The 15344-nt window shown below is 37.2% G+C and carries 10 protein-coding genes and 1 pseudogene; 8 read left to right on the forward strand and 3 right to left on the reverse strand.

Features of this window, described 5'->3' with window-relative positions; all coding sequences use genetic code 11:
* Positions 1–138 precede the first annotated feature (138 nt).
* Positions 139–1848: a PucR family transcriptional regulator gene (locus tag A3M5_RS0101855; RefSeq protein WP_018392048.1), complete on the reverse strand. Its 1710-nt coding sequence runs from the start codon at positions 1846–1848 to the stop codon at positions 139–141.
* A 945-nt stretch (positions 1849–2793) separates the two neighbouring features.
* Between A3M5_RS0101855 and A3M5_RS0101860 the strand changes: the two genes are divergently transcribed.
* Positions 2794–3465 (forward strand): TetR family transcriptional regulator, encoded by a 672-nt coding sequence (locus A3M5_RS0101860; RefSeq protein ID WP_018392049.1) that lies wholly within the window; start codon positions 2794–2796, stop codon positions 3463–3465.
* Positions 3466–3709: 244 nt separating this feature from the next.
* Here A3M5_RS0101860 and A3M5_RS26530 read toward each other — a convergent pair.
* Both A3M5_RS26530 and A3M5_RS0101865 read right to left on the reverse strand, forming a co-directional pair.
* Positions 3710–4214 (reverse strand): annotated as a pseudogene (locus A3M5_RS26530) (BCCT family transporter).
* 309 nt (positions 4215–4523) lie between these two features.
* The gene (locus A3M5_RS0101865; RefSeq protein ID WP_018392050.1) at positions 4524–6050 is read right to left on the reverse strand and encodes a glycine betaine uptake BCCT transporter; all 1527 of its coding nucleotides are present in this window, start codon (positions 6048–6050) and stop codon (positions 4524–4526) included.
* Positions 6051–6613: 563 nt separating this feature from the next.
* On the opposite strand from A3M5_RS0101865, the gene A3M5_RS0101870 reads away from it, so the two are divergent.
* The 7 genes from A3M5_RS0101870 to A3M5_RS0101900 all read left to right on the forward strand — a co-directional run bounded on the left by A3M5_RS0101870 (position 6614) and on the right by A3M5_RS0101900 (position 15068).
* Positions 6614–9046, forward strand: coding sequence for a GcvT family protein (locus tag A3M5_RS0101870; RefSeq protein ID WP_018392051.1), 2433 nt, complete (start codon positions 6614–6616; stop codon positions 9044–9046).
* 227 nt (positions 9047–9273) lie between these two features.
* On the forward strand, positions 9274–10425 hold the full coding sequence (locus A3M5_RS0101875; RefSeq protein WP_018392052.1) for an aromatic ring-hydroxylating oxygenase subunit alpha: 1152 nt from the start codon (positions 9274–9276) through the stop codon (positions 10423–10425).
* 249 nt (positions 10426–10674) lie between these two features.
* Positions 10675–11691 carry an NAD(P)/FAD-dependent oxidoreductase gene (locus tag A3M5_RS0101880; RefSeq protein ID WP_018392053.1) on the forward strand — a complete coding sequence of 339 codons (1017 nt, stop codon included), beginning with the start codon at positions 10675–10677 and terminating at the stop codon, positions 11689–11691.
* Positions 11692–11729: 38 nt separating this feature from the next.
* Positions 11730–12005: a ferredoxin gene (locus A3M5_RS0101885; protein WP_018392054.1), complete on the forward strand. Its 276-nt coding sequence runs from the start codon at positions 11730–11732 to the stop codon at positions 12003–12005.
* Between the two features lie 259 nt (positions 12006–12264).
* On the forward strand, positions 12265–13860 hold the full coding sequence (locus A3M5_RS0101890; RefSeq protein WP_026221547.1) for a GAF domain-containing protein: 1596 nt from the start codon (positions 12265–12267) through the stop codon (positions 13858–13860).
* A gap of 104 nt (positions 13861–13964) precedes the next feature.
* A complete protein-coding gene (locus A3M5_RS0101895; protein ID WP_026221548.1) occupies positions 13965–14168 on the forward strand; it encodes a response regulator in 204 nt (67 codons plus the stop codon).
* A gap of 135 nt (positions 14169–14303) precedes the next feature.
* Entirely contained in the window at positions 14304–15068 is a 765-nt protein-coding gene (locus A3M5_RS0101900) for a DUF3891 family protein (RefSeq protein ID WP_018392055.1), read from the forward strand.
* The last annotated feature ends 276 nt before the right edge of the window (positions 15069–15344 follow it).

A 15344-nucleotide genomic window follows, 5' to 3' on the forward strand; every position in this document is an offset into this window, starting at 1 on the left:
TTTTTCAAAACAGGCCCTTTCATTGAACCTCATGTGAAAAACTCACAATCAGCTTAAGGTTTTTGACAGTAACTATGAGTATTTAAAGGGGTTAATCACTTTACTCCACGAAGCTCTGTTGATGGGATGAATAGAAAATTATAAGATAGTAGGGGGAGATGCTCCCTCTAAGAGTTTATCATCATCTGTTTCCAAAGAATATCCGTGGATATGATCCGCAAGCGACTCAAGAGCTAAAGCGATTTGGATCCAAAATTGGCACTTTGAGGAAGATAAACTATCCTCTAAATAATGTTCGATCCGATCAATTCGATATCGAAGGGTATTCCGGTGAATATGTAAAGCTTTAGCCACGATTTCGCGATTATAGTTATGGGCTGCGAGACATTTTAACGTTTCATAGAGTACTGAACCTCGTTCAGAAAGAAGCTCCTCTGGTAAGATAAGGTTTCGAAATTCCTGGGCTTTAGCTGAATCCATGCCTCCATAAAGAAGCAACTCCCCCCGTGATTCCTCTGCAAAGTAGGCCCCTCCTGCAGGATCTGAAAACTGAACAAGTGGAGTTAGAGACTTTGCCTCCTGATAGCTTTCAACTAAAGAAAGCCAATCTGCCTTCATTTCGCCAAACACAAGAACAGGAACTATTTGCTTATAAATCGTTTGCACATGACTATATAGATTTTTTAAATGGTTTTTAATTTCCGAATACTCAAGGCTAGAGGATATCAATAATGTCAGTCGTCCTTCATATACCGCACAGAAGCCGTCAATCCCTTCTGTTTGCTGAATCCAATTTGTACATTCATTGCTCAAAAAATCCAACTCTATGGATAAGCTGAGCGGTATCTTCTTTATTCCAGGAAGTACAAACCCTGCCACCCAATTCTCATTCGCGGTCAATCCAAGTTTATGCATTCTATCTTTCATTAATATAGAGGCTGTTTTTGGATTTTCAAATAGTAATTCCATTAATTCTGTTCTAAATTGTTTATTTGTAACCCCTACGATTTGTTGATTTAGGTGGATATCTAAAAGAACAGTGGCCGCATACTTAAGGGCAAGCGCATGTGTTTCATTTAACGGCTGATAAAAGTTGAGAAGCCAAAGGGTTCCCGAATAGTTTCCTTCAATTTGAAGTGGTACAGCCATTGCATAAGGAGAAGTTTTAGTTGATACATTTATAGGCTGTCCCTCTGCTATGATTGGTTCGTTTTCATGTAGATGATCAACCGAACGTTCATTTAATAGCTTGATGAGATGATCCATTGTTTGAGGAAGATTTATACGTTTTTCTTCAGCTGGAATGATTTTATCCAAAACTTTGTTCATAGGATCAGTAATTACAGCGGGACAATTAAAATGAGTGGCAAGGTTGCGACACACATCCATACTGCTGTTTGAAGATCCTAATTTTTCGGTTAACTTCAAAGGAAGCTTTGCGGTTAATTCTTTTTTTCTATACTCCCGCTTTACAATTTCTTGGTGAATAGAATGGGTTAGTTTAACGAATCGCACGTGAAAGGGTACTTCTAAAATAGGGATAGCATATTTTTCCCCAAATTCCAAAACGGATGGGGGACATTCATCTAGATAACGGCCTGTTGCAAACAAAATACCGGAAATTTGATGCTGTAAAAACCCTTTAAGAAGCCTGTCTTCGGAAGGTTTATCTTGAGGCCATACTTGTCCCGATGTTAAAAGTAATTCACCCCCTTCAAGGAAGTGCCTCATATCATCATGATCAATAACATGTGCCCAGCGTATTTTCCGGAACAACCCTCTTTTTCCGGCACGAACTGTTACATTATTTAATTCTGTTAGAAGTATTGCTTCTCTTACTGTAATCATTAAAGTTCCTCCTTTATACAAAAAACACAAAAATTCATGTAAATTTGAGCGCAATATCTAATTGTCATCAGAATTAATAGAATACTAATGTTTCTATTATAAGTTGGTGATTACATTAAAGCTATACATAAAATTACCAACTTTTATCAAATCTTGTAACTATTCTGTATGTTGAGGAGAAAAGATTAGTTGAGGTAAAATGGAGGTATTCTTATAAAGACTAAGAAAAAAGAGCTATTTGATATAAATGTTGATGTACGGAAATTGGCAGCAGAAAATGATAAGGATTTAGAAAAAGAGAAGGATCTACTATTAGTAGCATTTTCCTATGTGATAATTAAATGTTCTAATGCTTCTTTCAATCATCACTCAATGTCTTTTAAAGATGGGGAACAGCCTTCTTTTAAAAGAGACGTTTGATTTAGTTTGTTGTTTAATTAACATTAGGCCATTATAATAGGAGTAAGTTAATAACGGTCTAAGTGTGGAAAGTGACCGCTTCCTCAGCCAACGAAATGAACAGTGATAGAAACAAATGCCTTTATATGTATAGACATGCTTTGTTTCTATGTGGTCGGGGACTCAAATCATAATGCAAATTGACAGCGTAAACTAAACACTTTCACTCGTTTAGAGTAACGGTCAATAGCCGATTAAGAAATCACTATTGAGACTTACAGAGAATTGGTGAAGGTGTTTTTTGATGTGATAAAGAGGAAAGGTTTAATGAATATTAACTTAGATGTACGCTTATTGTTGTCTAATACGTCACAGGGTGTGCCAAATCAAAAGAATACAATCAATTATTAAAAAGCGTTAGAGATCATTACAAGATAAAGGGAGATTAGCGGTAATCATCCTAGAACAATTCATGATTATAGACTACACACTAATTATTTTATGTTACATTCAAAATTAATTATGGTGATTTCGAGGTGTTAAAGATTGAAAAAACAAACAGAAAAAAACAAGGAAAAGCAAACTGCTCGCATGATGTCTTACTTCATTAACGCAACTGCTGACATTATCGAAAAAGAAGGGGTTGATAAAGTTACAATAAGGAAGATTGCTGATTTAGCTGGGTATAACAGTGCAACCATTTATAACTACTTTGAAGACTTATCCCATCTCATTTTCTTTGCTTCTATGAGTTTTGTAAAAAAATATACGGATGCTTTACCAAAATACATTGAGAAATCAAAAAACCCTTTGGAAAGGTATTTTTTGATTTGGGAATGCTTTTGTAAATATTCTTTTGAATCGCCCAAAATCTACTATGCTGTATTTTCAGCTAATTTAGGTACGCATCCGATTAACATGACACAGTATTATGCATACTCCCCAACTGATTTGGTAGAATTTCCAGATGGTGTAAAGGAGATGCTTTTAGAAGCCAATTTATCAAAGAGAACAGTTATTGCCTTAAATGAGTGTGTCAAAGAAGGATATATTCAAGAAGCGCATACTGAACGAATCGCAGAATGTCATTATTTAATTTGGCAAGGTATGCTTACGATGCTGATTAATAACAGAACTGCCTATACAGTCGATGAAGCAACAGAAGCAACGGTCAATCATATTCGTAATACCACGCCTTTAAAAGATCATTTGATGTGAGAGGTAAGCGATCTCCACATTCTCCTAATAGGTCGTGATGGATTTAATTTTCTAAAAAAGCAAACAAATCTAATGAAGCATCTTGAAGTCCAGGTATTATTTCAACAAAATTTTATTTTTAAGCTTGTAAAAAAACCTCGTTAAAATCCAACGAGGTTCACTCTGGTTACCCTAAAAAGTTATTTTTTAATAACCATTTGAGCACGGTATACTTATAATGTTGATCATATTCCTAATACTGCGATCATTCATATAACATCTTTTTTCGATTTATTGTGACCTGTTGACTTGTTTGATTGAATAATGTCCAATTTGAAGTACAAGAGTTATCCCCAAAAGGTTTTATTCGTAAGCTTGTATATAAAAATTGATCCATATAGCTGCCTAATGTGTTAGGAAACACATTGAAAATTTGAGCGGTTGGTCCTAATATTACAACAAGAGTCATGAGCAAAACGGCTAGTAAAATATTGATGTTAGATAACACTTTCATCACCCGGTCAATGCCAACAAAAGCGGAACCGGTAAATAATAATGATAATTTGGTTGATAATATTGTTAGGTATATCAAAGAGGTAGTTAACGCCGCTGGAAATTTGTAAAGCTCCTAATCCCAAAGAGGTAGCAACGCCAAAAATAGTAGCTACAATAGCTAATACATCAATCGTTTTACCCATAGGACCGTGAATCCGCTTCCCAAGGATGGGATAAAAAATAGAGCTAATTAATCCAGGTAGATTTTGCGGTATCGGAAATACGCGAAGCTAAGACCAAGAAATGTATAGATGCCCCAAGACTGCAATCCCTATAAGAATCCCTCTTTTTCTTCTATATATATACCACATCACCATAGACACCCTTGCGTTAAGTAATGGCTACTACTGCCTTCACGGTTCGGGACATGCACCTTATAGACTGCGCCCATGCTAGGGCGCACCAAAAACAAAAACGGAGGGCGAACCCTCCGTTTTTGTTATCTAACTACAATTGTTCTGACACTTATATTAGAACCTTTTTGTGTCCATTTTATTCCTAATTAGGCTTACAATTCCCATACTTTAACTAGCTTTTTCTTCTTTTACACTTTTCTTGTTTATATCAACTTCATTTCTTAGTTCCCTTATCAAGGACCAACACATGAGAAGCATAACAATAGCGAATGGGAATGCAGCAGCAATAGAGACTTTTTGCAGTACCTCTAGACCACCAGCTAATAGCAGTACCACGGCAACCAATGACTGAATAACGCCCCATGTAATTTTAATTTTATTGGAAGGATTTAATTTTCCTCCCTCACAAAGCATGCCTAGTACATAAGTGGCTGTATCTGCTACTGTAATATAATAAACTGCCACGACTGTAAAACCTAGGATACTTAACAGTGAACTTAGTGGAAGATAATCGAAAAAACTAAAGATTGACAATGAAAGATTGGAAGTAATTTGGGTGGCTAATTCAGGGTTTCCCAAGTTATGAATGATATGAAGAGCCGATCCACCAAAGACGGAAAGCCAAACGAATGTACCAAGTGCCGGTACGATGAGTACCCCAGTTATAAACTGGCTTATTGTTCTTCCTTTTGAAATCCGGGCAATAAACATTCCCACAAATGGTGCCCATGCGATCCACCAAGCCCAGTAGAACAAGGTCCAGCCATTAATCCACTCACCTTCACCGAATGGTTGTAGACTTAAACTCATGTCAAGCCAATCATTAAAATAGCTGCCCGTCGTATCGAACAGTACTTTAAAAATGGAAGATGTAGGACCGACTATCATGATCAATGCCATCATTGTAAACGATAGGATTATGGCGGTATTTGATAAATATTTAATACCACGCTTTAATCCTGTAGTTATAGAGATTAAAAAAAGAACGGTTGCCACAGCTATAACGATGATTTGAATTGTTAGAGTATCTGGCACGTTAAATAAGTGGTTAAGTCCAGCTGTAATTTGCATTGTACCTAAACCCAAAGATGTCGCTATACCAAATACAGTGGCAACAACAGCAAGGATATCGATCGTTTTTCCGATGGGGCCATAAATTTTATCCTTCAAAACAGGATAAAAAACGGAACTGACTGATGCAGGCAGGCCTCTGTTAAATTGAAAAAATGCAAATGCTAAACCAATAACTGCGTAAATACCCCAGGGTTGTAAGCCCCAATGGAAAAATGTATACTTCATTGCTTCAGCAGCTGCAGTATCGGTATACCCTTTTCCGATAGGCGGACTCGTGTAATGAAGTACAGGCTCCGCAACAGCATAATATACAATTCCTATCCCCATTCCGGCACCAAATAACATCGCTAGCCAGGAACCCGTCTTAAATTCTGGTCTGTCTGATTCCTTACCAAGCCTAATACGACCATATTTAGAGAATAATAGATAAAAAGCAAACAGCACAAAGAACAGGGCAGAACTGAGATAAACCCATCCAAAGTGATTAATCGTTCCATTGAAAAAAGCAGTGGTGACCTTTGTGAGGTTTTCAGTAAAAAAGATTCCCCAAATAATAAAAACACCGGTTATCAGAATAGAAACATAAAAAACGCTATTTTTATAAATACTGTTGGTATTCAAAAAATCTCCTCCTTATTCTATTACCGAAATTGAGCTTTGCTCATTTGTCGTACCGGAATCTAATAACCTGTCACTTTTTTCTCAAAAGGTTTTCACTTTCATCTAATTCCCTCCTGTTCATTTAGTAAGCGCTTCCAATGCTCCCTTCTTGATTTTTTTACCAAATAATAATCATGACTATATCATAATTGTGATTGTAATGTAAATATTTTTTTAAATATTTAAAAAATTACAAAAACTATGTTTACAATATTGCCCAAGCCTGTTATTATCTTAATTATAAAATAATCATGATTACAAAAGGGGTTGATGAATTTGAAAAAAATCTTTTTTAAAAAGATAGTTTTAATTATTAATCCAAAAGATCTAACAGTCTCCTCGAATGTCAAACACAATTTTTGAAAACGATTACATTCAACAAGTTTATAGATGGGAGATGAATAATAAGCGGCTGATCTTAAAGGAGTAATTGCAGATGTAAATGGAATTGATGACCCATAAAAAATAATAAGGATAACGACACTATTTACTATAGTTATCCAAAGGAAGTGGGATGAAAAGTTATGGAGCAAAAGAAAATTATCATCATTGGAGCCGGTGTTGTTGGATGTAGTACCGCTTATTATTTGAATAAAATGGGGCAACGAAACATCACAGTTATTGAACAAGGTCCGTTATTTGAAACAGGGGGATCTACATCGCATGCTCCAGGGCTTGTGTTTCAACTTGGCTTTTCTAAAGTGTTGACAACGTTAGCTAATCAAACAGTAGAGACTTTCAAAGAATTAAGTAATGAAGATCAACCTTCTTTCTATTCGGTAGGGAGTCTTGAAGTTGCCAATACAGAGGAACGATTAGAAGATTTGAAACGAAAAGCAGGTGTAGGAAGATCATGGGGAATGGAAGCGAGTATTCTTACCCCAGAAGAATGTGCTCAAAAAAATTCACTAATCAATCCAAATGAAATTTTAGGTGGACTGTATGTAGCGTCAGATGGAATTGCCAAACCACTTCGTGCAATTGATGAAATGGCTAGCTTTGCGGAATCATGTGGGACTAAGTTTTACGGCCATACAGAAGTAACGGACATCGAGGTTGTAGATGGTCAGGTAAAAGCAGTTGAAACAAGTGCTGGAAGATTTGAAATGGACTTGATTATTTGCTGTGCTGGATTCTGGGGACCGCGCATTGGAGAAATGGTAGGAGTCACTATTCCTCTTCAACCAATCGCTCATCAATATGTTTTTTCGAATGATTTACAAGAATTAGCTGACGAAACTGAAGAAGTAACAGCGCCGCTTATCCGCGATCAAGACAATGCTATGTATTTCCGCCAAGTATTCAATGGAATAGGTATTGGTTCTTATCAGCACCGCCCATTGCCTGTCGAGGTTAGTGAAATCACGAAATACGGTGAAGCAAAAGAGATGCCATCTGTAAAGCAGTTTACACCTGAAGATTTTTTTGAAAAGCCTTGGCAAGATGCTCAAAAACTCATTCCAGGGTTAAAACAAGCAGGTGTGAAAAGAGGAATAAATGGGATCTTCTCATTTACACCTGATGGAATGCCCTTACTGGGAGAATCACAAAAAGTACGTGGATTTTGGGTGGCAGAAGCTATTTGGGTAACTCATTCTGCTGGTGTTGGCAAACAAATGGCTGAATGGATTATAAATGGAGCGCCGACCCTTGATTTAGAGTTATGTGATATTAATCGTTTTGACACTTACGCACAGAGCCCGGCTTATTATAAAAAGCGTTCGATTGAAAATTATGAAAAAGTATACGATGTTCATCATCCGTTCATGCCACCGGAAACATCGCGCGACATGCGTGTGAGTCCATATTATATACGTCAAAAAACATTAGGGGCTTATTTTAACGAAAAATCTGGCTGGGAGCAGCCGCAATGGTATGAAGCAAATGATTGGCTCGTTGCAAAATATGAAAAAACCATTTTAAAGCGGGAAGGATGGGCAGCCGAATATTGGTCACCAATTATCGAGGCTGAGCAACTTCATACACGTCAACATGCTGGACTTTATGATGGAACAGCAGTGAAAAAGCGGTTGGAAGTCCGTGGTGAAGGAGCGCTTGAGTTTTTACAACAACTGACAACCAGCAATATGGATGTTCCGATCGGGCATGTGACGAGTACATTGATGCTACATGAGTTAGCAGGTATAAAAGATGAAATAAAGGTCATTCGTACAGCAGCTTCAACATTCTTTGTTCTTTGTACAGGGGCAGTTGAAGCAAGCTGGATAAAAAAACATTTACCAGTATCAAGCCGGATTGTGATCCAAGATCTAACAGCTGGAATGTGCGGACTTGGTGTAATGGGTGCAAAAGCGAGCGAGATTATGTATTCCCTTGATCCCCAGATATTTGTAAGAAGTGAGTGGGAGATTGGGCGAGCCAAAGAAGTATTTATTGGAAATGTTCCGGTCCTCGCTGTGTACGATTCTTATGCGGGTACAGAAAGATGGGAGTTTTTCACAACTTCCGATCAAGGATTACAGCTTTGGGATGCACTATTTGAAGCAGGACGCGAATATCAGCTCATTCCTGTAGGTGACCGAGCTCTTGAAAATCTCCGGATCGAATCTCTTTCATTAAGAAACGGTAAAGACTTCTGGAGTGAACATGATCCGTATGAAGTGGGACTTGATCATATGGTCGACCTTAATAAACAAACGTTTATCGGGAAAAAAGCATTGATTGACCGTAAAGAAAAGGGCCCTAAACGATTGTTAACTACATTACTGCTGGATGATCCGTCAATCGTTGTGATGGGGTATGAACCGGTGTTTGATGAAGGGAAGATTGCTGGATTTGTGACAAGCGCTGGATATGAATACAGCATAGGTAAAGGAATGGTGTATGCGCTGTTATCACCTAAGTCTGTAAATAAAGAGAGCGAATTAAGTATTGAATACTTTGGACAACGTTACACAGCCAAAATTATGACCAAATCCACTGCGATGACTAACTAATAAAGGCAATAGAGCTAGAAGGACTGATATGCCGACAATAATGTTATTGTCATAGGTTTAGAAGCGATGGGGAGTAGAGGCTAGCATGGGGTTAAGTTATAGGAGAAATTTTAGCAGGCTTAGTGAACACCATCCAATTGATTTCTTAAGCCAGCAGCGTTTTGCATATCAAGTCCGCTTATACATGTTTGGGTTAAATTTTTTAAAAAACGGAGGAGGAATTATAGATGGCAATGGATCAAAGTGTTGTAACTGAAAAAGGTGGAATCAAATCTACATTAAAAGGAGAATTATATACATCTCCTGAGATCTTTGAGTTAGAGAAAAAGAATATTTTTGGGGAATCATGGCTTTTTGTTGGCCACTATGAATATGAGGCAGCAGAGCCAGGCCGGTATATCACAACTAGGATTAATAACGAAAATATTCTGATTACTAGAGGCAAAGACGGTGTGCTGCGTGCGTTCTTAAATGTTTGCCGTCATCGTGGAGCAACACTCTGCAGCGAGTCTTCTGGGAAGGCAGGGGTATTCCGCTGTCCTTACCACTCTTGGAGTTATGGGCTTGATGGTTCCTTAGCTGGAGTTCCAAAATCGAGTGGATGCCGTGAAGAGTTAGTTAATAATGACACTTACGGCTTAGAAAAAGTACACCTTCAAACGTGGCATGGAATGATTTGGTTGAACTTTTCAGAAAATCCAGAGCCCCTTGAGGAACAATTAGATACACAAATTATGGAGCGTTTTGGTGAGCTTGAGACATTGGCTAGATACCAAATTCAAGATTTAAGAATCGCTCATCGCAAAGAGTATGATGTGAAAGCAAACTGGAAGCTCATTGTAGAAAACTTCCAGGAATGTTACCATTGTTCGGCGATTCACCCTGAATTAACAGCGGCCTTTCCTGAATTCAAATCAGGTGTCGGTACGCAAAATCAAGTGGGTCTAGGGGCGAATTTAAATGAAGGCCTAGATTCTTTCTCCATAAGTGGGAAAGGCGTTCGTCCGATGTTAAAAGGATTACTTCCAGAGGATGACCGTATCTATTACGGCATGACGATGACTCCTCATGTATTTATTAACTTAACACCGGATCATGTCATTGTTCACCATATCATTCCGATTGATACGGACAGATCAATTGTAATTTGTGACTGGCTATTTGATCCGGAAGAAATGGCAAAACCAGATTTTGAACCAATGGATGCGGTTGAGCTGTTCCATCGCGTGAATGAACAGGATTTCGAAGCTTGTCAATGGTGTCAAGATAACATGGGATCAAAAGCATATAAAAATGGTGGAATCTTAGTTCCAATTGAAAATCATGTTTCTAAATTTTATAACTATGTTTTAGAATCCATCGGTATGAAAGACGAATAACCAAAAAATCCAATTGAGTACGTTATACCCTTTAAATGGAAGTATCATTCAGTAGGAAATAATTAAATAAATGAGCAGAGTTTTGTAGAAAAAATCTAAATAACTTTATCCTAGTCGGTACAGCCAAGAGCCTGAGCATACAGGCTTCTTGGCTGATTGTTTATGGCAATAAAAGCTACCTATCATGCTATGCAGATTTGTACTTTACATGGCAATACTGAATACAGCACTTTATAAGGAGGGAATTAAATGTACAAGAATGTACAAATTTTTGATCTTACGATTGTCGGCGGAGGTCCTACCGGTTTATTCACCGCCTTTTATGGAGGGATGCGTCAATGTAACGTAAAAATAATAGAGAGTCTTCCACAGTTAGGTGGACAATTAGCTGCACTTTATCCGGAGAAATTTATATACGACATAGCTGGGTATCCAAAAGTACGTGCTAAAGAAATGGTAAGCGCTTTAAAAGAACAAGCCTTTCAATTTAATCCGACTGTTTGTTTAGAGGAACGTGTTCAACATATTAAAAAACTCGACGATCATTTTGAGATGATAACAGACAAAGGGATTCACTTTTCAAAAGCGATCATTCTAACAGCTGGTGTAGGTGCCTTTGAAGCGACACGACTCGACCATCCTAAAGCAGCAACATTTGAAGGCAAGAACCTTCATTATTTTGTTGATGACATGAATAAGTTTGCCAATCAAAAAGTAGTGGTGATTGGAGGCGGAGATTCGGCTGTTGATTGGGCACTTATGTTAGAATCCATTGCTGAAGAAGTCCATATTATTCATCGCCGGGATAAGTTTCGTGCTCATGAGCACAGTGTGGAGAACCTTAGAAATTCGAATGTGAACATGTTAACACCTTATGAAGTAAAGGATCTTATAGGGAGTGAACGTATAGAGAAGTTAGTTATCTCTAATAGTAAAACGCAAGAAGAAAAAATCATTGATGTGGATGCGGTCATCGTTAATTTTGGTTTTAAATCGTCTCTTGGTCCTATTAAAGAGTGGGGATTAGAAATCCAAAAAGGAAGCATCGTTGTCAACTCAAAAATGGAAACAACAATTCCTGGTATTTACGCGGCAGGAGACATTACGACATATCCGGGGAAAGTGAAGTTAATTGCCGTTGGATTCGGGGAAGCTCCTACAGCGGTTAATAACGCAAAAGCCTATATCGATCCTGAAGCTAAATTACAGCCAGGTCATAGTTCATCCATGAATTTGGAAACAGCCAATTTAGCTACAACGAGTTAAATCAGATGAAGTTTTAAAATTCTAAGTAGGGGGTCTTTATGGGAAAGTACACAATGATCGATAAAGAAACGTGCATCGCCTGTGGAACTTGTGGAGCAGCTGCCCCTGACATTTATGATTATGATGATGAGGGAATTGCTTTCGTAAAACTAGATGACAATGAAGGGGTGATTGAAGTTCCTGAGATGCTTCATGAGGATATGATCGATGCATTTGAAGGATGCCCAACGGAATCTGTCAAAGTTGCTGAAGAGCCGTTTGATGGTAACGCAAATAAATTTGAATGTCCGATCGTTCGAGCGCATAGTGAATAATGAAGATTTGGATTTAAGTGTAATTCTTGTGAATAAAGTATTATGGAGGAACTTTTAGATTAAGCTTGGGAATACGGTATTCTGTTTCATCGGGGACGCCTCTTTTTTAAATGTTTGGTAGTACTTACATTTTATAAGAGTGCGTCCCTTTTTTTCGTTTGTTTATGGTAGATTATTCATAATCGATACGCGTGATGTCTTTAATAATTAATTAAACGAATATTTATCAGAACAAAGCTTGATAGAAAGGTGATGACGAATGATTCCATTGCAAAAAAAACAGTCAATTATGATTGCTGTAATGTATGTGCTTATTTACTATACATGGATTTTACTATGGCCCGATTTGAAATTAGTTGGGAGTATTATAGCTGTTACAGGCCCTTTGCTTACACTTATATTTATAAGAAGCTCTTTACAACGGATAAAGGAAAAAGAAGAGAAAAACTTTTGGGTTATTGTTTTTATGGGGTGTTTTAGTTATTTTATTGGTGAGTTAATATGGAGATACCGTGAATTTTATTTGGGGATAGATGATCCATTTCCTGGATGGGCCAATTTGTTTTATAATTTATTTGTATTCATATATAGCATTGCTGTTTTTTACAAAGTATATGTAACAGGGAAAAAATATCGTACGATTCAAGTCTTTTTTGACTGCTTTATAATGATGACTGTATTAACAACCATTAGTTGGGTTTATTTCTTAAATCCGTTATTATCTAAAGCATCCTCAATGTTTGAACTTGTCATTTCATTAAGTTATCCAGTAGCTATTTTAGGTATATTACTTGGTATTGTTTTGCTATTCCTCTCCTCTAAGTCATTATTTCCACATGTATTATTAATTTTAAATACGACAGGAATAACTTTTTATACAATTGCTGAAACCTATTATGTATATCAGTCTATATATCACACGTATAATGGGGATATTACATATTTAACTCCGATATGGAACGTTTGTCTCTTGTTAATAGGCCTTTCCAGTTTTTTTAGTAAAAAAGTTAACGATGTACCTCAAAAAGAAAATAACTTAACAAAACTATTTTACATTAGTCAAACGATATTACCATTCTTAAGCTTAATCATTTTATTATTTCTTGCATTGATCAAAAAAGAAGCCATTTTAAGTTTTTTTATCGGTGGAGCAGTTCTTCTATGTTTAATTACTATTCGACAAGTAATTACAATTTTTGAAAATGGAATATTAGTTCGTAAACTTAAAGAGAGAACGGAAGAACTAGAAATAGTACAGATTGAACTGATGAATTTAAAAGATGGCGCAGAGGAACAAAGCGGGTTAAAAACGAAAATTGCTGAAATCGCGACTATGTATCCTGGAATAGATAATGTAGAGAAGTTAGCCCATCAACTTATTACAAAGATTACTCCTATGGTACGGGCAACGTATGGCGTCATCTATGTAAAGGAAGATGAGAGAAGCTTTCAGAAACTTGCTGCCTATGCCGATAACCAACAAGATGTCGGTACTAAAAGCTTTCGTTTAGGGGAAGGAATCGTTGGACAGTGTGCATTAGAGAATCGTATGATTACACTCAATCAAGTTCCAGAAGACTATATAAAAATTACGTCTGGTCTAGGTTCAGTGCGGCCATCCCATGTAACAGTTATTCCAGCAGAATTTCAAGAAGAGGTATGGGCTGTTATTGAATTAGCCTCATTTGAACCGTTTAATGAACTAGAGGAAATGCTGCTGCAAGAGGTCATGAGTAATCTTGGTATCAACATACAAAGTATTTTAGGGCGTATGCAAGTAGAAAAGCTGCTTCAAGAATCACAGGCTTTAACGGAAGAATTGCAGAGCCAATCGGAAAAGCTTCAATTCCAGTAAGAGGAGTTAAAAACCGTTAATGAACAACTTGAAGAGCAATATGAAAATGTAGAACAGAAGACAAAAGAAGTCGAAATATAGATCTTGTTATTATGGAGATTAAGATGCCCGAAATGGATGGATTTGAGATGATTTGGGTGATTCGTCAAATATCTGAGTTTCAAAGTCTTCCGATCATTGCCCTGACAGCCAAAGCAATGAAAAATGATCGACAGCAAAGTATTGAGGCAGGTGCTTCTAATTATATTGGTAAACCAGTCAATTTAAAACAGCTATTTTTGATTATACAGGTCTGGTTATACAGGTAGATGTAAAGATTTTTTTCTTCGGGATAGGAGGGGATATGATTGCAAATAGAAAACTTATGTGAGTGTTAACTTTGTAAATATACAAAATATAGTAGAGGAAACAACATAAAAGACTGTAGAAAATGGAGTGATAGCTTGATTATCTATGAGAGAGAACACGATTGGGTAATGACACCACAACATCGTCACGGCTTACTTTCAGGGGACATCTCCAGGCAGTGGAATCCTGCTTATATTAAAGAAACCGAGCGATGGGATGAGGTTACGTTTGCTATAGCTCAACATGACCGTGGTTGGATCGATCTGGATGAAACTCCATTTTGGAATGATCAGGTTAAGGAACCGTATTCCTTTATCGATTTTCCTCTAGTCCCTCGGCTTACCTTTTATAAAAAAGGAATTGATGAAGTTGAAAGGCAGTCCCCGTATGCCGGATTGCTGTGCAGTCTGCATTATTGTTTCTTTTTAGTAGGGGCCAAGGAGATTGACGCCATTGAATTCTCTAGACAGGAAAAAGCCAGGCAGCACCGTTTGATGGAACAATTGGACCTCTTTGAAGCTCATAAAGAAGATCTATTAAACATTCAACTTCCAATGATCCAATTTTGTGATGCTCTCTCTTTATATTTGTGCATGCAAGAACCTGGAACCCCCAAGGCGGAAGAAATCCCTTGGTTTAAAGATGGATTTCGGGAAAGTTTCCCGTTTACAGATGGACGTAAGATCATCGCAAATTGGATCAATTCAAAGCAGGTATCTCTGCGTCCCTTTCCTTTATCCTCACCTGCCGTTGTATCCATTAAAGTAAGGGAAGTAACGAAAGAAAATATTCGTCAGTGGGGAATTGCAAAAGCCTATAGGAGCACAAAATGGAAAGAAAGAACGTTTACTTTAGTATAGGATGGTTTAGAGCCTTATCCTATAAGAAAGGAACAGCATGTTATTTCTTAATTCTTATTTTTGTTCACCATGCACAACAATTCTTTTTTAAAGCGAAAATATTAAGCAAAAATACACAATTGTTACACATAATGAAAGGCTGTATGCTACATGTATACCATAAATTATTTGAATATTTAAAATTCAATTTCGGTAAGCGATTAAAAAACAGTCGTTTGAACAGTGAAATGAGTTGCATTTAACGCAGGGGTTCTGCAAGGGAGAAAATTAATAACT

The organism is Bacillus sp. 37MA, assembly GCF_000372765.1.
GTDB classification, from domain to species: Bacteria; Bacillota; Bacilli; order Bacillales; family Domibacillaceae; genus Domibacillus; species Domibacillus aminovorans.